This window comes from Kitasatospora sp. NPDC053308 (assembly GCF_055585785.1).
This window is the reverse complement of sequence record NZ_JBVJJY010000004.1, coordinates 556,991-574,455: the sequence shown is the minus strand read 5'-3', so window position 1 is coordinate 574,455 and position 17,465 is coordinate 556,991. Positions and strand designations below refer to the sequence as shown.

Below are 17,465 nucleotides of genomic sequence, written 5' to 3'. Positions count from 1 at the left end.
ACCAGCCGGCCCCGGCCCACCCGCCGGCCTCGGCCCACCCGCCGACCCCGGCCCACCGGCCGGCCTCGGCCCACCCGCCGGCCTCGGCCCACCCGCCGACCCCGGCCCACCGGCCGACCCGGTTCGGGCCGCTACTCTCCCGACCAGTCCCCGGGCACCGCCTCGTAGAGCGCCTCCAGCGCCTGCGGGGTGCGTGCCCGGGCCGTCATCCAGGCTCCGTCGACCACCGAGACCAGCACGTCCGGTCCCCGGTACCAGCGGCAGCCGCGACCCAGCGCGGGCAACTCCTCGAAGCCGTCCGGCAGCACGTCCTCGGACGCGACGAAGTCGGTCAGCTCGTGGTCCTCCAGCAGCTTCTCCGTCATCGCCATCACCGCGGCCGCCGTCGAGAAGCGCTCCTCCCAGGGCTCCCAGCGCTCCTGCGCCTTGTCCGCGAGGTCCAGCCGCACGACCGTCGGCGGGTCCTCCTCCTCCAGCCCGCCGAGCGGCACGCCCCAGTGCGCGCAGCCCTGGTTCTCCGCGCGGTACACCAGCGCGCCGTCCAGCACGAACAGTTCGTCCGGCGTCAGCAGCACGTCGTGGTTGCTCGTCAGGTCCGCCCGGCGGCCGAACAGTCGGTACGCCTCGCGCAGCGCCGCCGGCAGCGGCAGGCCCAGACGCCGCTCGGCGGTGGCGAGTTCGGCCTCGGGGAAGCCGTCGTCCGGCCCCAGCGGCTCGCCCCAGTACGCGGCGAAGCCTTCGACGAGTGCCCAGGAGCCCGCGCGGTCACGCTCACTTTCGGCCATTGCGGCCCGTACGTCGAATTCCGTTTCGTCCACCCGCGCACCGTACGGCACCCCTCCGACAACGCCCCGGAGTGCCCGACGGCCGGGCCGGGAGCCCGTCCGGCCACGACCGGCCGAATCTGACGCGAACGCGTAATCCCCGGGACACCGGTTGATCACTGCGGGGTTCCCGCCGCGTCGTGTGGGCAGGACACGGTTTCGGCCGGAACCGACATCACGAAAGGCGGACGCGCACCGCATGCCGACCGCACCGCACACCGCGCCCCGGGCGGGCCGCCGAAGCCGCTGGGGCGAACACGGGCTCGCCTGGGCCTTCCTGTTGCCCTCCCTGGTGGTCTTCGTCCTCTTCATCGGCTACCCGCTGGGCCGGACCCTCTACCTGAGCGGGCATGCCAACGACCTCTTCGGCGCGCCCTCCCGCTACGTCGGGTTCAAGCACTACACCGACCTGCTGACCTCGCCGGACTTCCGCCGCACCCTCGTCACCACCGCGCTGTTCACGCTGCTCACCGTGGTGCCCGGGGTGCTCGGCGCGCTGGCGCTGGTGCTGCTCCTGGAGAACCGGATCCGGGGCGTGCGGCTGCTGCGCTCCGCCTTCGCGCTGCCCTTCGCCTTCTCGGTGGCCAGCGCCTCGGTGGTCTTCGCGGTGTTCTTCAACCCCGCCAGCGGCGTGCTCAACGGCCTGCTCTCGCACGTCGGCCTCGGCCCGATCGGCTGGCTGACCGACTCCCGCTACGCGCTGGTCTCGGTGGCCGCCACCACGGTCTGGATGAACCTCGGCTACAACGTCCTGGTGCTCTCGGCCGGCATCGGCTCGATCCCGGGCGAGGTCGTCGAGGCGGCCCGGATCGACGGCGCCTCCGGCCTGCGGCTGGCCCGCTCGATCACCGTCCCGATGCTCGGCCCGCACCTGTTCTTCCTGACCGTCGTCTCCACCGTCCACGCGCTGCAGAGCTTCGGCCAGATCCACATCCTCACCAAGGGCGGGCCGGACGGCTCCACCCGGACCCTCGTCTACTCCGTCTACGAGAAGGCCTTCGCCTACGGTTCCAGCGACTTCGGCACCGCGAGTGCCCAGGCCGTGGTGCTGCTCGTGGTCGTCCTCGCCTGTACGGCCGTCCAGTTCGGCGTCCTGGAGCGGAAGGTGCACTACGCATGACCGGCATCGCCACCGAAGCCGCCGCGCCCGAGGCGTCGAAGGCGCCCCGCCCGCGCACCGGCGTCCTCGCCGGGCGCTCCGCGCGCGACCTGCTCGGCCGCGCCGCCGTCCACCTGCTGCTCGCCGCCGCGGTCGTCACCGTGGCCTTCCCGGTGTACTACGCCGTCGCCGGTGCCTTCATGGGCCCGTCCGAACTGTCCTCCTACCCGCCCGCGCTGGTGCCGCACTCGGTCACCGGGCGGAACTTCTCCGGCGCGGTGGACGCGATCCCGCTGGCCCGCCAGTACGCCAACTCGGCGATCGTGGCGACCGCCATCACCCTCGCCCAGCTGTTCACCTCGGTCCTCGCCGCGTACGCCTTCGTCTTCCTGCCGCTGAAGGCGCGGGCGGCGGTGTTCGGGGTGTTCCTGGCGACGCTGATGGTCCCCTGGGAGGCCATCATCATCCCCAACTACCTGACGCTGTCGGGCTGGGGACTCGGCAACACCTACTTCGGCCTGGTGCTGCCCTTCCTCGCCTCCGGGTTCGGCACCTTCATGCTGCGCCAGGCCTTCCGCCAGCTGCCCGGCGAACTGCGCGACGCCGCCCGGATCGACGGCGCCGGCCATTGGCGCTTCCTGTGGCGGATCGTCGTCCCGCTCAACAAGCCCGCCCTGGCGGCCCTGTCGATCTACGTCTTCCTGTCCGCCTGGAACCAGTACTTCTGGCCGCTGATCATCACCCGCACGGCGAACATGCAGACCCTGCAGATCGGTCTCACCTCGCTGCGCGACGCCGAAATGGCCGATCCCGGGCTGATCCTGGCCGGCGTCGTGCTCTCCCTGCTGCCCACCCTCGCCCTGGTGGTCTTCGGCCAGCGGTTCATCGTCCGCGGCCTCACCGCGGGCGCGGTGCGCTGACCGCCCGTACCGTCCACGTCCGTCCAGTTCCGTCCATATCCGTCCATGTCCGTCCCCTTCCGACCAGAGAGAGAACCCCCGTGAAGAAGAGTGCACGCGCGCTCGCGGCCCTGCTGGTGGCCGGCCTGTCCCTGACCGCCTGCAGCTCCTCCGGTGACTCCGGCGCCGGTTCCGGCGGGTCCGGTGACGCCGCCGCGCCGGGCGCCCAGGCGCTCGACCAGGCCTCCGGCGTCACCGGCGTCGAGTTCTGGCACTCGATGACCGGCAAGAACGCCGAGGTGCTCACCGGGCTGGTCGACCAGTTCAATGCCGCGCACCAGGGCAAGATCCAGGTCAAGGCGCAGTTCCAGGGCAAGTACGACGAGCTGGTCACCAAGTACAAGGCCGCGGTGCAGCAGAAGGGCACCCCCGCCCTGGTGCAGGTCTACGACATCGGCACCCGGTTCATGATCGACTCCAAGCAGACCGTCCCCGCCCAGGCCTTCGCCGACAAGGACGGCTACGCGCTGGACGACCTGGACGCCAACATCCGCAACTACTACTCGGTCGGCGGCAAGCTGCAGTCGATGCCGTTCAACTCCTCGATGCCGCTGCTCTACCTGAACACCGACGCCTTCAAGGAGGCGGGCCTCGACCCGGCGCAGGCGCCCAAGGACCTCGACGAGCTGGGCGAGCTGGCGAAGAAGCTGACCAAGAAGGACGCCGACGGCAAGACCGTCCGCTACGGCTTCGGGGCCGCCATCTACGGCTGGTTCGTCGAACAGCTGCTGGCCGAGTCCGGCGCCATGTACTGCGACCACGACAACGGCCGCAGCGGCAAGGCCGGCAAGGTCGTGTTCGACTCCGCGCAGGGCGCGCGGATCGTCCAGTGGTGGGCCGACCTGGTCAAGGGCGGCTACGCGGCCAACACCGGGCGCACCACCGACGACGCCCAGGCGGCCTTCAAGGCCGGTACGGTCGCGATGCACCTGGAGTCCACGGGTGTGCTGCGCGGCTACACCGAGGCGGCGAAGTTCGGCGTCGGTACGGCGGCCTTCCCCAAGGTCACCGCCGCCGACCAGGGCGGCCCGGTGATCGGCGGCGCCTCGCTGTGGATCAGCGGCCCCGGCCACTCGGACGCCGAGAAGCGCGCCGCCTGGGAGTTCGAGAAGTTCGTGACGGCCCCCGAGCAGCAGGCCGCCTGGCACACCGGCACCGGCTACTTCCCGGTCAACACGAAGTCCCTGGACGATCCCAAGGACAAGGAGTGGGTGGCCAAGTACCCGCAGTTCCAGACCGCGATCGACCAGCTGAAGGCGACCAAGCCCACCGCGGCCACCGCTGGCTGCCTGCTCGGCGTGATGCCGCAGGCCCGCAAGGGCGTGGAGACCGCGATCGAGCAGACCGTCTCCGGCAGCAAGTCGGCGCAGCAGGCGCTCGCCGACGCGGCCAAGGAGCTCCAGCCGGCGATCGAGAGCTACAACAGCTCGGTCGGCTGAGCCTGCCCGCCCCCGCAGGAGCGAGGACGGCCCGCCCGGTGCGGCAGGCACCGGGCGGGCCGTCGCGCGTCAGACCGTGCCCGGCCGCGTCAGGCCGAGAGCGCCTCGGCCCGCTCGCCGCCCTCGGCCGGCGCGCAGGCGGCGGCCAGCTCGTCCAGCGAGAGGTCCAGCGCGAAGGCCAGTGCGGCGATGGTGAAGAAGGACGGCGTGGGCGCCCGTCCGGTCTCGATCTTGCGCAGCGTCTCCGCCGAGACTCCGGCCACCGCCGCCACCTCGACCATGCTGCGCTCGCCACGCGCCTCCCGCAGCAGCGCCCCGAAGCGCTCGCCGCGCTCGCGCTCCCACGGGGTCAGCGGAGTCCTCACCATGCCGCAGAGTCTACGGCCCCGCTGCGGCGGTGCCACGGCCGCGCTGCGGCCTACTGCTCGGGCCAGCTGGGGAGGGCGGCCGGGCCGCCGGGCCGCTGCTGGTTCAGGGCCAGGCAGAGGATGACGATGCTGCTCCGGCGCTCCTCGCTGTACGAGCCGAAGACCTCCTCCGGCTCCGTGTCGCAGGCGTGCTTGGCGTCGCCGCCGTGGACGACCTTGGTGACCTTGAAGTCGGCGTCGGGCTTGGCGCAGTCCACGAGTTCCATCTTCGGCTTGGAGCCGTGGCCGAGGTCGTGCACGCAGTTACCCGCCTCGGCGGCCGCCGGCTCGGACTTGCTCGCCTGCCCGGCGATGACCAGACCGCCGGTGATCAGCGCGACCAGGAGGAGCGGTCCTGCGACGCGGCGGGCGATCCTGCGGGACCGCGAGGGCTCGGTCGGGACGGGCTGCCCGGCGCCCCAGGCGTCCTGGGCGAGCGGTTCTGCGGGGTGCTCGGCCGGGTGCTCGGCGGGGTCCGGGGTCGCGTCGACGGGAGCGGTCGGCGGGGTTGTCACGTGTGTTCCTCATGGTCAGATCATCTGAGTGCGCCGCGAACACTAGCGGATCGCGGGACCGCCGAGCGCCACATATTCCCTGGTGAGCGGTCCGCGACGGGCGAACCGCCGCCGGCATGGCCCCCTTCGCGTGCGACCGGATGGTGTCCGATCCGCCAGCGACCGTGATACAAATACCGGTATAAGAATTGGATTCATGGGGAGTGGTCCCCGGGGGAGTGGTGCACCGTGGTCGAACTCAAGTCGGACGCCGCCCTCGACGCGATGCGCGAGGCCGGGCGGGTGGTGGCGGACGCACTCGCCGCCGTCCGGGAAGCAGCGGCGGTCGGCGTCCGCCTGACCGAGCTGGACGAGGTGGCGCGGGGCGTCCTGGACGCCGCCGGCGCGCGCTCGCCCTTCCTCGGCTACCGGCCGTCCTTCGCACCCGTCCCCTTCCCGGCCGTCATCTGCGCCTCCGTCAACGACGCCGTCGTGCACGGCATCCCGAACGGCTACCGGCTGCGCGACGGCGACCTGGTGAGCATCGACTGCGGCGCCGTGCTGGACGGTTGGGCCGGGGACGCCGCCGTGAGCTTCACCGTCGGCACCGCCCGGCCCGAGGACACCGCCCTGATCGACGCCACCCAGCGCGCCCTGGACGCCGGCATCGCCGCCGCCCTGACCGGCAACCGGACCGGCGACATCTCCCACGCCATCGGCCGGGTCGTCCGCTCCGCGCGGTACGGCACGCCGGAAGGCTTCGGCGGACACGGCATCGGCCGCCGGATGCACGAGGACCCGCACGTCTCCAACACCGGCCGCCCGGGCCGGGGTTACCCGCTGCGCCCGGGCCTGGTGCTGGCCATCGAGCCGATGCTCACCGCCGGCGGCCGGGACGACTACACCACCGACCCGGACGGTTGGACCCTGCGCACCGTCGACGGCACCCGCGCCGCCCACATCGAGCACACCGTCGCCATCACCGAGGACGGCCCGCGCGTCCTCACCTTGCGCTGAGCGCGACTGCGCCGGGTGCCGCCGCGCTGCGCGGCATCCGCGCCGCGCGGCATCCGCGCCGAGTGCCGCTGCGTCGCGCGGCCGCCGCGCCGAATGCCCGCCGCCGAGTGCCGCTCCACCGGGGGCGAACGCACGGCTAGGCTCGCTGCCATGACCAAGGGCGTGATGTTCGACTTCTCCGGCACCCTCTTCCGGGTGGTCTCCACCGCCGAGTGGCTGGCCTCCTTCGCCGCCGGTGCCGACCTCGGCCTGTCCAGCCGGGAGCAGGACGAACTGGTGGGCCGGCTGGAGGAGTTCGGCGCGCTGCCCGGCGGCGTGCCGCCGCGCCGGATCCCGGCCGCCGTCCAGCAGGCCTGGGACACCCGGGACTTGACCCCCCAGCTGCACCGCACCGCGTACACCGCGCTGGCCCGGGCCGCCGCCCCGCCCGCCGCCCTCGACGTGGACGCCCTCTACGACACCCACACGACGCCCGGGAGTTGGCGCCCCTACCCGGACGCCGCCCCCGTGCTGCGCGAGCTGCGCCGCCGGGGCGTCCCGGTGGCCGTGGTGAGCAACATCGGCTGGGACCTGCGGCCGGTCTTCCGCGCCCACGGCCTGGACGAGCTGGTCGACAGCTACGTCCTCTCCTTCGAGGTCGGCGCCCAGAAGCCGGACCCGGCGATCTTCGAGACCGCCTGCGCCCGGCTCGGCCTGGCCCCGGCCGACGTCCTGATGGTCGGTGACGACCGGACCTGCGACGGCGGCGCGACGGCGCTCGGCTGCCGTTTCCACCTCGTGGAGCACCTGCCCGTCGACGAGCGCCCGGACGCCCTGACGCCGCTGCTGGCGGTGCTCCCGGGTTGACGTGTCCGGGGTGACGCAGGACACGAGGTGGCGCCCCGCCGCCAGGAGTAGCGTGCGGGCATGACCGATCAGGACTTCACCACCCGCATCACCGTCCGCGGGTACGAGACCGACAGCCAGGGCCACCTCAACCAGTCGGTGTACCTCCAGTACGCCGAGCACGCTCGCTGGGAGTACCTGCACGCGGCCGGGATCCGCCAGGCCGACCTGGTGGCCAAGGGCGTGGGCCCGGTCGTCCTGGAGACCACCGTCAAGTACCTGCGGGAGCTGCGCGCGGGGGACTCGGTGGACGTCAGCTGCTCGTTCAGCTGGCGGGACGGCAAGACCTTCCAGGTGGTGCAGCGGCTGATCCGCGAGGACGGCGTGCTCGCCGCCGAGGTCACCGGCGTCGGCGGCATCCTCGACCTGGCCGAGCGCCGGCTGGTCCCCGATCCGCGCGAGCCGCTGCGCGCCCTCGCCGCCGATCCGGGCCTGCTCGGACTCTGACACCGCGCCGCGGTACCGGGCACGCCACAGCCGCCGTGCCCGGTACGGCCCGTGCGCCGTACCCGGCACCACCGTTGACACCCCGACCGCCGGAGGCCGCACCCGGCTGCGGCCTCCATCCGGTCACGACCCCCGCCCGGCTACGACCTCCGCCCGGCGACGACCTGCGCCCGGCTACGACCCCCGCCCGCCGCGGCCTCCATCCGGCGGCCGGGGGATTTCCCCACCCCGGACCGGCCCGCTGTCCGGATGGGATCAACTTCCCCCGCGCAGCAGACTCTTGGGCATGCCGAAGACCACGACCTCCCGCACCGCCGCCGTCACCGCGGCCGCCGCCCTCGCCGTCACCGCCCTGACCGCCCTGCCCGCCGTCGCCGATGCCGACGCCGCCGGTGCCCCGAACCCGGGCCGGGACCGCCTCACCTGGTCGGCCTGTCAGGGGCAGGCGGACCCGCGCCAGCAGTGCGCCACCGTCACCGTCCCCCTGGACTACCGGGCCCCTCGGGGCGAGCAGATCACCCTCGCGATCTCCCGCATCCCCGCCGCCCAGCCGAGTCGGCGCCACGGCGTCCTGCTGACCATCCCCGGCGGCCCGGGCGGGTCCGGTCTGGACGTTCCCAGCAGCGCGGCCAAGCGCCTCCCGCAGTCCGTCCTGGACCGCTTCGACCTGGTCGGCTTCGACCCGCGCGGCGTCGGCCGCTCCACCCCGGTCAGCTGCGGGCTGGACCGCTCCGACCTGGCGATGGTCAAGCTGCGTCCCTGGCCCGCCGCCGACGGCTCGATCGACGCGAACGTCGCCTACGAGCGGCGGGTCGCCGAGACCTGCGCCCGCAACGGCGGCCCGGTGCTGCGCAGCATCTCCACCGCGAACGAGGCGCGCGACATCGACAGCATCCGCCGGGCCCTGGGCGAGCGCCGGCTCTCCGCCTGGGGCACCTCGTACGGCACGTACGCGGGCGCCGTGTACGCCACCCTGTTCCCGCAGCGGACCGACCGGATCGTGCTGGACAGCAACGACGACCCGGACCCGACCCGGGTCGAGCGCGGCTGGCTGGCCGCCTTCGGCCGGGGCGCCGAGGACCGCTTCCCGGACTTCGCGGCCTGGGCCGCGTCGCCCGGCAATCCGGACCGGGTCGCGGACACTCCCGAGGAGGTCCGGCCGCTCTTCCTCGACCTCGCCGCCCGCCTGGACCGGTCGCCGCTGCCCTGGCCTGGCGCCGACCCGGCGGAGCTGAACGGGAACGTGCTGCGCGAGACGATGCTGCAGAGCCTGTACGCGGACGCCCGCTTCCCGGACCTGGCCCGGCTGATGCTGGCGGGCCTCGGCCGCCGTCCGCTGCCCGCCCCGGCGGTGCTGCCCGAGCAGGCCGTGCCGTCCGTGCAGAACACCGTCGCCGTCTCGGTCGGCACCCTGTGCAACGACGTCGGGTGGCCCACCGATCCGGCCGGGTACGCCAAGGATGTGGCCGCCGAGCGCGCCGCGCACCCGCTCACCGCGGGCATGCCGGTGAACGTGATGCCGTGCGCCTTCTGGCCGTTCGCGCCCGCCGAGCCCCCGGTGCGGGTGACCGGCCGGGGCCCGGCGAACGTCCTGCTGGCCCAGAACCTGCGCGACCCCGCCACCCCGTACGCGGGCGCGCTCAAGCTGCGCGCGGCGTTCGGCGACCGGGCCCGGATGGTGACGGTGGACTCCGGCGGTCACGATGTGTACGTCGCCCACGGGAACGCCTGCGGCGACGCGGCGGTGACGGACTTCCTGCTGACGGGCCGGCGCCCCGCCGAGGACGTGTACTGCCCCGCCCCGTGACCGCAGGTCCGGGGCGGTGAGCCGGCACGCGGGGCCAACCGGCCGTGGGCGAACGGCCCTTGTCCCTGCGTGCACGTCCGTTCGGCCCTCGCGAATGAGTCGAATCCGTCGCGATTTTGTGACAATCCTTCGCCGACACGCTGCCCGTCAGGGCCGTGCACGGCCTTAATGTTCGATCTATGTCACCGAAGAGTCGCCGCCGCATACCCGCCCCGGACCCGGGCGACACGTGGGTGCCGCGCCCGAGGCGCCGCGAGACCCCGCTCGGAATCCTGGGCCACGCGGCCACGTTCGTCGGAGCCAGCGTCCTCGGCGGGGTGCTGCTGGCGGGCCTGATCCTCCCGGCGGCCGGTGCGGTGGGGCTCGGGGCGAAGGGCGGCGCCGAGGGCTTCGAGAACATCCCCGACGACTTCAAGGCCCCGCCGCTGACCCAGGCCACCCAGATCTTCGACGCCAAGGGCGGGTTGATCGCCAAGGTCTACGAGCGCGACCGCACCGTCCTGACCGCCGACCAGATGTCCCCGCTGATGCGCCAGGCCCAGGTGGACATCGAGGACGCCCGCTTCTACGAGCACGGCGCGGTGGACCTCAAGGGCGTCCTGCGGGCCGTCACCAAGAACGCCGAGAGCGGCGCCACCGTCCAGGGCGCCTCCACCCTGACCCAGCAGTACGTGAAGAACGTCAACGTGGAGAAGGCCGGTGACGACCCGGAGGCGGTCCGCGAGGCGCAGCGCAAGACCCTCGGCCGCAAGATCCAGGAACTCCGGTACGCCATCAAGCTGGAGGAGGACCTGACCAAGGAGCAGATCCTCACCAACTACCTGAACATCACCTTCTACGGCCACCAGGCGTACGGCGTCCAGGCCGCCGCGCAGCGCTACTTCAGCAAGGACGCCAAGGACCTGACCCTGCCCGAGTCGGCGATGCTGGCCGGCCTGGTGCAGAACCCGTCCCAGTACGACCCGAAGCTGCACCCGGTGGCCGCCCAGAAGCGCCGGGACACCGTCATCGACAAGATGGTGGAGAACAAGCACATCACCGCCGACCAGGCCAGGGAGGCGAAGGCCGCCCCGCTGGGCCTCGTCTACAAGGACCCGCAGAACGGCTGCATCACCGCCAAGGCCGGCATGGGCTTCTTCTGCGACTACGTGCGCCACGTCGTCAAGCAGGACCCGGCGTTCGGCAAGAGCGCCGCCGATCGCAAGAAGCTGTGGGACACCGGCGGTCTGAACATCTCCACCACGCTGGACCCGGACAAGCAGGCCGCCGCCCAGAACGCCGTCTCCACCAAGGTGTTCGTCACCGACCCGGTCTCGGCCGCGATGACGATGGTCGAGCCGGGCACCGGCAAGATCCTGGCGATGGCGCAGACCCGCCCGTACGGCCTGGACAAGGAGAAGAACGAGACCGTCGTCAACTACAACGTCGACGCGGCGATGGGCGGGGGCATCGGCTTCCAGCCCGGCTCCAACTTCAAGCCGATCGTGGCCGCCGCCGCCCTGGAGGCCGGCCTGTCGTCGACCCAGCGGTACGACTCGCCGAACCGGATGGACTGGCCGACGATGAAGACCTGCGACGGCACCTGGAAGAACCTCAGCAAGGGCAAGAAGGAGGGGACGATCCCCAACGAGTCCGAGTCCGAGAAGGGGCCGTACGAGCTCAAGCAGGCCATGGCGCTCTCGGTCAACACCTACTTCGTGCAGATGGAGCAGGAGATCGGGCTCTGCGCCGTCAAGCAGATGGCGAACAAGCTGGGCGTGGCCGGCAAGGCGGACGGCTCGCCGCTGCAGGAGGTGCCGGCGCTCGGCCTCGGCACCCAGGAGGTCAGCCCGCTGACCATGGCCAACGTGTACGCGACCTTCGCCGCCCGCGGCGACTACTGCGCGCCGCTGGCGATCAACCGGATCACCACGGTGGACGGCAAGGACGTGCCGGTGCCGCAGGCGCAGTGCAGCCGGGCGATGTCCGAGGACACCGCCGACGTGATCAACAGCGTGCTGCTCGGGGTGACCGAGAAGGGCGGCACCGCGCGGGACCTCGGCCTGGACGACGGCCGGCAGATCGCGGGCAAGACCGGCACCACGGACGAGAAGAAGTCGGCCTGGTTCACCGGCTACACCGGCAACCTGGCCGGCTCGGTCTGGTTGGGCAGCCCCGGCACCAAGGTACCGATGCGCAACATCCGGATCGGCGGCAAGTACCAGGCCGAGGTGTTCGGCGCGACCGGCCCCGGGCCGATCTGGCAGAAGGCGATGAGCGACGCGGTCCGGGACATGCCGGAGCAGGACTTCACCACCGTCTACATCCCCGACCCGCCCAAGCGCGACGCCACCTGCACCACCTCCAACGGCTCGCCGAACTCGGCCACCTGCACCGGAGCCCCCGCCACCGGCGGCCAGGGCAGCCCCGGGAAGCCGCGCGGCACCGACCAGGGCCGCTCCGCGCCGTCCGCGCCGTCAGCCCAGTCCAGCCCGGCCGACCCCGAGGACCGTTAGCCGGATCCCGGCCCCGCCCGCGGCCCCGCCCGAGCGCCCGTCCTCGGGCGGGGCCGCGGCGGGTCGGCGGACGACGGCGCCCGCCCGTGAACCGGCCGTCCGGCCGCTACCGTGCCTCGACCGGCTCGCCGCTGTCCTGGTCGAGGTTGAACACCCGCCGGTAGGAGTCGGTCACCACGGTGATCTGGGACCGGCCGGTCCAACTCGCCTCCACCAGCCGGGCTCCGCCTGGGCCCCCGCCGATGTCGGCCAGCGACCAGCGGCGCGCCTCCCAGCCCTCGCCGGCTTCCAGGAACACCTGCCAGCGCTCGTCCGGTGCCGGCCCGTCGGCGTACGAGCGGTGCACCACCACCAGCGAGCGCTCCGCCCCGGCCGGGGCGTTCTCCCGGCTGCGGGTCTCGGCCGCCGAGACCTTGTGCGCGGCCAGCACGCCGAGCAGGAACACCACCCCGGCGGCCACCGTGACCGTCCGGGTCGCCGTCCGCAGGGCGGCGGCGCGCAGGTCGCCCAGCCAGGCGGCCGCGATCAGCGCGGCCAGCGCCGCGCCGAGCAGCAGCTCGGGCCGGTTGAGCAGGTCGGCGACCAGCATCCGGCCGCCCGAGCGGCTCTCCCACTGCCCCTCGGTGTACAGCAGTACGGCGGCCAGGGCGCAGACCGCCAGCAACCGGACCAGGGTGCGCCTGGTCCGGGACGTGCGCTTGTCCATCGTCCCCCCTTGACGGTGTCAGAGCTCGGCGAGCAGCTTCCGGCCCTCCGGCCAGTCCCCGAGCCCGGACTCGGAGTTGAGGTGCCCGTACGCGCCCGGCTCGACGTACCGGGCGCCCCAGGCCGCGGCGAAGGCGCGGGCCCGCTCGGGGGAGACCCACGGGTCGTCGGTGGAGGAGACCACCACGGTCGGGAACGGGAACGGCTCCAGCGCCACCGGGCGGAAGCCCGTCAGCTCCGGCACCTCGGCGGTGTCCACGTCGGCCGGGGCGACCAGCAGCGCGCCGCGGACGGCGGCGGTCCGCGCGGGGGAGGCGCCGGCCACCCAGCGGGCCGCGGTGACGCACCCGAGGCTGTGGGCGACCAGCACCACCGGGCCGTCGGCCGCGGCCTCGGCCACCGCCGCGTCCACCCGGGCCACCCAGTCCGCCCGGTCCGGGTGGTCCCAGTCCGCCTGCAGGACCCGGCGGAAGGACTCCGGCTCCGCGGCCTCCCAACGGCTCTGCCAGTGCTCGGGGCCCGAGTTCTGGTAACCGGGCAGGACGAGGTAGGTGGTGCGGTCCGGCATGGGCTCCTCCGAGAGCGGGTCGGTCGTGGGCAGCAGGAGTCTAGGCCGCGGGCCGCCCGGCACCGCAGCCGGGCGGCCCACCCGGCGCGCACCCCTCGCAACCGGCGCGCGTACCTCCGTAGGCGCCGCCGTGCGCCCGGTGCGCCCTGTTGCCAAGGGCGCGACGGGTACGGGAGGTTGGACCGGGCCCGGGTCGGACGCCACCACGCGCCGTCCGTCAGCGGCCTGACGTCCGATCACGTGGAGGGATGCCGTCGATGGCACCGAAGATCCTGCTCGTCACCGGGGACGCCGCCGAGTCGCTGGAGGTGTTCTACCCCTACCAGCGCCTGCGCGAGGAGGGCTACCAGGTCGACATCGCCGCCCCGACCAAGAAGCGCCTGCAGTTCGTGGTGCACGACTTCGTCGAGGGCTACGACACCTACACCGAGAAGCCCGGCTACACCTGGCCCGCCGACGTCGCGCTCGCCGACGTCGACCCGGCCGACTACGTGGCCTTGGTCATCCCCGGCGGACGCGCCCCCGAGTACCTGCGCAACGACCCGGACGTGCGGCGGATCGCGCAGCACTTCTTCACCACCGACAAGCCCGTCGCCCAGATCTGCCACGGCCCGCTGATCGCCGCCGCCGCCGGGGTCCTGGACGGCCGCCGCACCTCCGCCTACCCGGCGCTGGCCCCGGACATCGAGGCGGCGGGCGCCGAGTTCGTCGAAGGTGAGGCCGTGGTGGACGGCCTGGTCGTCTCGGCCCGTGCCTGGCCCGACCACCCCGCCTGGCTGCGCGCCTTCGTCGAGGTCCTGCGCAAGCACGCCCCTGTCACCTGACGCACCGCCACCGCCGCCGCGGTCGGTGGGGCCGGGCGGTACCCCGCGTGCTCTCGGGGCACCGCCCGGGGTGCGCCTCGGGGTAGGGCTCCGGGTAGGTCTCCGGGTTCGTTCCGGGTCGCCCTCCGTCCCGGGTGCGACGACGGTCGGCCCGGAGCCCGACAGAGTGTCAGGAGTCCGGTTTCCCAGACCGGTTGACTGCTCCGCGACCCCGACCAGGGAGGCCGGCCATGACCGCCGCCCCGACCGCTGACCCGACTGCCGGCCTGCCCTCCGCCACGAGCGCCCCGACGACCGGGCGCCACCGCCCGGCCCTGCGCACCGCCGTGGTCGCGGCCGTCGGCGCGGTCCTGCTCGCCGCCCTGGCCCCGGCCGCCGTCGCCGGGCCCGCCGTCCGCCCGGCCGCGGTCGGCTGCGGCGGCCGGCACGCCGCGCCGACCCGCCCGGGCGTGCTGGAGACCCCCGAGCGCCGCGCCGACTGGGCGGCCGCCGACGCGGCCCTGGCCGGGATGACCGACACCCGCTACGCCACCTCCTACGCCACCTCGGCCCTGGCCGCCGTCCGCCAGGACGGCCGGCTGGTCTGGCGCAACGCCGCCGGCGCCGCCGAACTCACCACCGGCGAACCCGCCGACCCCCGCGGCGCCTTCCGGATCGGCGGCGTCACCGAGACCTTCGTCGCCACCACGCTGCTGCAACTCGTCGGCGAGCACCGGCTGGACCTCGACGACCGGCTGGAGTGCCTGCTGCCGGGCATCGTCCCGAACAGCACCACGATCACCGTCCGCCGACTGCTCGACCACACCAGCGGTGTCGCCGACTACGCCCGGGACCAGGCCTTCGACCACCGCCGCCCCGAGTGGCTCGACGGCGGCCGCTTCCGGCACTACACCCTGCGGGACCTGGTGGACATCGCCGACCGCTACCCGCCGGCCTTCCCGCCCGGCGCGGACCGGCGGTACTCCCGGACCGACGACGTGCTGATCGGCATGGTCATCGAGAAGCTCACCGGCCACAGCTGGACCGACGAGGTGACCCGCAGGATCATCCGCCCGCTCGGCCTCACCGGCACCCGGATGCCCGGCGACTCGCCCGTCATCCCCGGACCGCACGCCCACGGCTACGACCGGTCCGACGCGGGCCCGGCCGACCTCACCCTGCTCAACCCCTCGATGGCCGGCCCGGCCGGCGCCGGCATCTCCACCACCGCCGACCTGACCGCCTTCCTCGCGGCCCTGCTCGACGGCCGCCTGCTGCACCCGGCCGAACTCGCCGCGATGCGGCAGACCACCGCCGACGGCGCGGGCCGGTCCTACGGTCTCGGTCTGCAGCGGGTGGACACCCCCTGCGGCACCTTCTGGGGCCGTGCCGGCGGCATCCCCGGCTACGTCACGCTGATGCTCGGCTCGTCCGACGGCAAGCGCCAGTTCGCCGCGAGCGCCACCCGCGACGGCCTCCCGGACCAGGACGCCGCCGACGCCGCCTGGGCCCGGGTGTCCACGACGGCCCTGTGCGGCGCCCAGTCCACCGGCGCCCCCACCGGAGCCGTCGCGCCCGAGCGCCCGACCGACCCCCTACGCTGACCGGCGGGTCGTACGACCGTACGGCCGACCGTCACCAGGAGGACGAGACATGGCAGAGCCGCTGATCGCCGCAGTCGGGGGCAAGGTGCCCGCCGTCGACCCGAGCGCCTTCGTCGCGCCGAACGCCGTCGTGATCGGGGACGTGACCGTCGGCGCGGGCGCGAGCCTCTGGTACGGGGCGGTGCTGCGCGGCGACGCCGAGTCCATCAGCGTCGGCGCGGGCAGCAACATCCAGGACAACTGCACCCTGCACGCCGACCCGGGCTTCCCGCTGGTGGTCGGCGAGCGGATCTCGGTCGGCCACAACGCGGTGCTGCACGGCTGCACCGTCGAGGACGACGTCCTGGTGGGGATGAACGCCACCGTGCTGAACGGCGCCAGGATCGGTGCCGGCTCGCTGGTCGCGGCCGGCGCGGTCGTCCCGCAGGGCATGGTCGTCCCGCCCGGCTCCCTGGTCGCGGGCGTCCCGGCCAAGGTCCGCCGGGAGCTCAGCGAGGAGGAGCGGACGGGCATCAAGGCCAACGGCGAGGGCTACCAGCTCCTCGCCGGCGCCCACCGCGACATCGAACCCCTCCCGGGCGCCTAGCCGGCGGGCGCCTGTGCAGCGGGTGCCTGGGCGCCGCTCACCTGGGCACCGCTCACCTCGGCACCGCTCACCTGGGCTCCGGTCATCACCACACCGGCGGCGGCCGGCTCCGTGACCGCGACCGCGGGCGCGGACCGCCGCCGGTCACCCGCCCAGGCGAGCACCGCGATCAGCGCGCCGCAGGCCGCCAGGCCCGCGCCCACCAGCGTCGGCGAGGTCCAGCCGAACCCGGCGTCCAGCGCCAGCCCGCCGAGGTAGGCGCCCTGGGCGTTGGCCAGGTTGAAGGCGCCCTGCACCGTCGCCGAGGCCAGCGTCGGAGCACTGCGCGCCTCGCGCATCACCAGCGTCTGGACCGCCGGCACGATCGCGAACCCGAACAGCCCGATCAGCACCACCGTCACGGCCGCCGACCAGCGGGCGTGCGCGGTCAGCGCGAACAGGGCCAGAACCGCGGCCAGGAGGAGGAAGGCCGCGCAGACGGTCGGCCGCAGCGCCCGGTCGGCGGCGTGACCGCCGAGCACGTTGCCGATCGTCATCCCCACCCCGAACAGCGCCAGCACCAGGGTCACCGAGCCGGTGGCGTACCCGGAGACCCCGGTGAGCAGTGGCGCGATGTAGCTGTAACAGGCGAAGAAGCCGCCGCAGCCGAACACCACGGTGCCCAGCGCCAGCCACAGCTGTCCGTTGCGGAAGGCCCGCAGCTCGTGCCGGAGCCCGGACTGCGCGGGGGAGGGCAGCGCGGGCACCAACCCGGCGATGGCGAGCGTGCCGGCGGCCGCGATCAGCACGACCACCAGCATGGTCGCCCGCCAGCCCAGGTGCTGGCCGAGCAGGGTGGCGGCCGGGACGCCGACGATGTTGGCGACGGTCAGCCCGGAGAACATCACGGCCACCGCCCGGGCCCGCCGGTCCGGCGCGACCAGTTCGGCCGCGGCCACCGCGCCCGCCCCGAAGAACGCCCCGTGCGGAAGCCCGGTGACCAGGCGCGCGGCGGCCAGGGTCCAGAAGTCCGGCGCCAGCGCGCACAGCAGGTTGCCGAGGGCGAACAGCGCGGCCAGCGCCACCAGCACCGGCTTGCGCGGCCGTCCGGCGGCCGCCGCGGTGAGCAGCGGTGCGCCGATCACCACCCCCAGCGCGTACGCGGAGATCAGCCAGCCGGCCTGCGGGATGGACACGTGGAGGTCGCCGGCGACCTGGGGGAGCAGCCCCATGGCGGCGAACTCGGTGGTGCCGATGGCGAACGCGGTGACGGCCAGCGCGAGCAGCGCGAGAGGCAAGGGATGACTCCGGGGTGATGCCGACGAATCCCGGGGAACGCGCGGCGGA

General features: G+C 73.8%; 17 protein-coding genes. 11 read left to right on the top strand and 6 right to left on the bottom strand.

Translation table 11 applies throughout. From position 1 onward, the window contains the following. Positions 1–131 precede the first annotated feature (131 nt). Positions 132–818, bottom strand: a complete 687-nt coding sequence (locus ACZ6Y7_RS13255) for an SMI1/KNR4 family protein (RefSeq protein WP_465757999.1) — start codon at positions 816–818, stop codon at positions 132–134. 205 nt (positions 819–1,023) lie between these two features. On the opposite strand from ACZ6Y7_RS13255, the gene ACZ6Y7_RS13250 reads away from it, so the two are divergent. The 3 genes from ACZ6Y7_RS13250 (at position 1,024) to ACZ6Y7_RS13240 (ending at position 4,321) form a co-directional block, all read left to right on the top strand. Further along, a complete protein-coding gene (locus tag ACZ6Y7_RS13250) occupies positions 1,024–1,944 on the top strand; it encodes a carbohydrate ABC transporter permease (protein ID WP_465757998.1) in 921 nt (306 codons plus the stop codon). Beyond that, the gene (locus ACZ6Y7_RS13245; RefSeq protein WP_465757997.1) at positions 1,941–2,843 is read left to right on the top strand and encodes a carbohydrate ABC transporter permease; all 903 of its coding nucleotides are present in this window, start codon (positions 1,941–1,943) and stop codon (positions 2,841–2,843) included. The genes ACZ6Y7_RS13250 and ACZ6Y7_RS13245 overlap by 4 nt, the downstream gene beginning before the upstream one ends. A gap of 80 nt (positions 2,844–2,923) precedes the next feature. Then, positions 2,924–4,321 carry an ABC transporter substrate-binding protein gene (locus tag ACZ6Y7_RS13240; protein WP_465757996.1) on the top strand — a complete coding sequence of 466 codons (1,398 nt, stop codon included), beginning with the start codon at positions 2,924–2,926 and terminating at the stop codon, positions 4,319–4,321. 89 nt (positions 4,322–4,410) lie between these two features. Here ACZ6Y7_RS13240 and ACZ6Y7_RS13235 read toward each other — a convergent pair whose 3' ends face one another. Further along, positions 4,411–4,689, bottom strand: coding sequence for a helix-turn-helix domain-containing protein (locus ACZ6Y7_RS13235; protein WP_465757995.1), 279 nt, complete (start codon positions 4,687–4,689; stop codon positions 4,411–4,413). A 50-nt stretch (positions 4,690–4,739) separates the two neighbouring features. Then, positions 4,740–5,243, bottom strand: coding sequence for an LppU/SCO3897 family protein (locus ACZ6Y7_RS13230; protein ID WP_465757994.1), 504 nt, complete (start codon positions 5,241–5,243; stop codon positions 4,740–4,742). 228 nt (positions 5,244–5,471) lie between these two features. On the opposite strand from ACZ6Y7_RS13230, the gene map reads away from it, so the two are divergent. The 5 genes from map (at position 5,472) to ACZ6Y7_RS13205 (ending at position 11,873) form a co-directional block, all read left to right on the top strand. Next, on the top strand, positions 5,472–6,239 hold the full coding sequence (map, locus tag ACZ6Y7_RS13225) for a type I methionyl aminopeptidase (protein WP_465757993.1): 768 nt from the start codon (positions 5,472–5,474) through the stop codon (positions 6,237–6,239). Positions 6,240–6,389: 150 nt separating this feature from the next. Further along, the gene (locus tag ACZ6Y7_RS13220) at positions 6,390–7,085 is read left to right on the top strand and encodes an HAD-IA family hydrolase (protein WP_465757992.1); all 696 of its coding nucleotides are present in this window, start codon (positions 6,390–6,392) and stop codon (positions 7,083–7,085) included. A gap of 60 nt (positions 7,086–7,145) precedes the next feature. After that, positions 7,146–7,571: an acyl-CoA thioesterase gene (locus tag ACZ6Y7_RS13215; RefSeq protein ID WP_465757991.1), complete on the top strand. Its 426-nt coding sequence runs from the start codon at positions 7,146–7,148 to the stop codon at positions 7,569–7,571. 286 nt (positions 7,572–7,857) lie between these two features. Then, positions 7,858–9,378: an alpha/beta hydrolase gene (locus tag ACZ6Y7_RS13210; RefSeq protein WP_465757990.1), complete on the top strand. Its 1,521-nt coding sequence runs from the start codon at positions 7,858–7,860 to the stop codon at positions 9,376–9,378. 179 nt (positions 9,379–9,557) lie between these two features. Further along, positions 9,558–11,873 (top strand): transglycosylase domain-containing protein, encoded by a 2,316-nt coding sequence (locus ACZ6Y7_RS13205; RefSeq protein ID WP_465757989.1) that lies wholly within the window; start codon positions 9,558–9,560, stop codon positions 11,871–11,873. Between the two features lie 106 nt (positions 11,874–11,979). Here the strand turns inward: ACZ6Y7_RS13205 and ACZ6Y7_RS13200 are convergent, their stop codons facing one another. Together ACZ6Y7_RS13200 and ACZ6Y7_RS13195 are read right to left on the bottom strand one after the other, a co-directional pair. Then, on the bottom strand, positions 11,980–12,579 hold the full coding sequence (locus ACZ6Y7_RS13200; RefSeq protein WP_465757988.1) for a hypothetical protein: 600 nt from the start codon (positions 12,577–12,579) through the stop codon (positions 11,980–11,982). A gap of 18 nt (positions 12,580–12,597) precedes the next feature. Continuing rightward, a complete protein-coding gene (locus ACZ6Y7_RS13195; protein ID WP_465757987.1) occupies positions 12,598–13,146 on the bottom strand; it encodes an RBBP9/YdeN family alpha/beta hydrolase in 549 nt (182 codons plus the stop codon). A 257-nt stretch (positions 13,147–13,403) separates the two neighbouring features. Between ACZ6Y7_RS13195 and ACZ6Y7_RS13190 the strand changes: the two genes are divergently transcribed. The 3 genes from ACZ6Y7_RS13190 to ACZ6Y7_RS13180 all read left to right on the top strand — a co-directional run bounded on the left by ACZ6Y7_RS13190 (position 13,404) and on the right by ACZ6Y7_RS13180 (position 16,139). Further along, the gene (locus tag ACZ6Y7_RS13190) at positions 13,404–13,970 is read left to right on the top strand and encodes a DJ-1/PfpI family protein (RefSeq protein WP_465757986.1); all 567 of its coding nucleotides are present in this window, start codon (positions 13,404–13,406) and stop codon (positions 13,968–13,970) included. 230 nt (positions 13,971–14,200) lie between these two features. After that, complete coding sequence (locus ACZ6Y7_RS13185; protein WP_465757985.1) at positions 14,201–15,553, top strand: serine hydrolase domain-containing protein; 1,353 nt, start codon at positions 14,201–14,203, stop codon at positions 15,551–15,553. Positions 15,554–15,602: 49 nt separating this feature from the next. After that, positions 15,603–16,139, top strand: coding sequence for a gamma carbonic anhydrase family protein (locus ACZ6Y7_RS13180; RefSeq protein ID WP_465757984.1), 537 nt, complete (start codon positions 15,603–15,605; stop codon positions 16,137–16,139). Here the strand turns inward: ACZ6Y7_RS13180 and ACZ6Y7_RS13175 are convergent. Next, positions 16,136–17,416 carry an MFS transporter gene (locus ACZ6Y7_RS13175; RefSeq protein ID WP_465757983.1) on the bottom strand — a complete coding sequence of 427 codons (1,281 nt, stop codon included), beginning with the start codon at positions 17,414–17,416 and terminating at the stop codon, positions 16,136–16,138. The two genes, ACZ6Y7_RS13180 and ACZ6Y7_RS13175, sit on opposite strands and share 4 nt — an antisense overlap. Positions 17,417–17,465 lie beyond the last annotated feature (49 nt).

Coding starts and splice junctions, on each gene's coding strand:
- ACZ6Y7_RS13235 (WP_465757995.1), bottom strand. CDS start 4,689: ATGGTGAGGACTCCGCTGACCCCGTGGGAGCGCGAGCGCGGCGAGCGC.
- ACZ6Y7_RS13195 (WP_465757987.1), bottom strand. CDS start 13,146: ATGCCGGACCGCACCACCTACCTCGTCCTGCCCGGTTACCAGAACTCG.
- ACZ6Y7_RS13210 (WP_465757990.1), top strand. CDS start 7,858: ATGCCGAAGACCACGACCTCCCGCACCGCCGCCGTCACCGCGGCCGCC.
- ACZ6Y7_RS13200 (WP_465757988.1), bottom strand. CDS start 12,579: ATGGACAAGCGCACGTCCCGGACCAGGCGCACCCTGGTCCGGTTGCTG.
- ACZ6Y7_RS13220 (WP_465757992.1), top strand. CDS start 6,390: ATGACCAAGGGCGTGATGTTCGACTTCTCCGGCACCCTCTTCCGGGTG.
- ACZ6Y7_RS13180 (WP_465757984.1), top strand. CDS start 15,603: ATGGCAGAGCCGCTGATCGCCGCAGTCGGGGGCAAGGTGCCCGCCGTC.
- ACZ6Y7_RS13205 (WP_465757989.1), top strand. CDS start 9,558: ATGTCACCGAAGAGTCGCCGCCGCATACCCGCCCCGGACCCGGGCGAC.
- ACZ6Y7_RS13185 (WP_465757985.1), top strand. CDS start 14,201: ATGACCGCCGCCCCGACCGCTGACCCGACTGCCGGCCTGCCCTCCGCC.
- ACZ6Y7_RS13245 (WP_465757997.1), top strand. CDS start 1,941: ATGACCGGCATCGCCACCGAAGCCGCCGCGCCCGAGGCGTCGAAGGCG.
- ACZ6Y7_RS13250 (WP_465757998.1), top strand. CDS start 1,024: ATGCCGACCGCACCGCACACCGCGCCCCGGGCGGGCCGCCGAAGCCGC.
- ACZ6Y7_RS13215 (WP_465757991.1), top strand. CDS start 7,146: ATGACCGATCAGGACTTCACCACCCGCATCACCGTCCGCGGGTACGAG.
- ACZ6Y7_RS13190 (WP_465757986.1), top strand. CDS start 13,404: ATGGCACCGAAGATCCTGCTCGTCACCGGGGACGCCGCCGAGTCGCTG.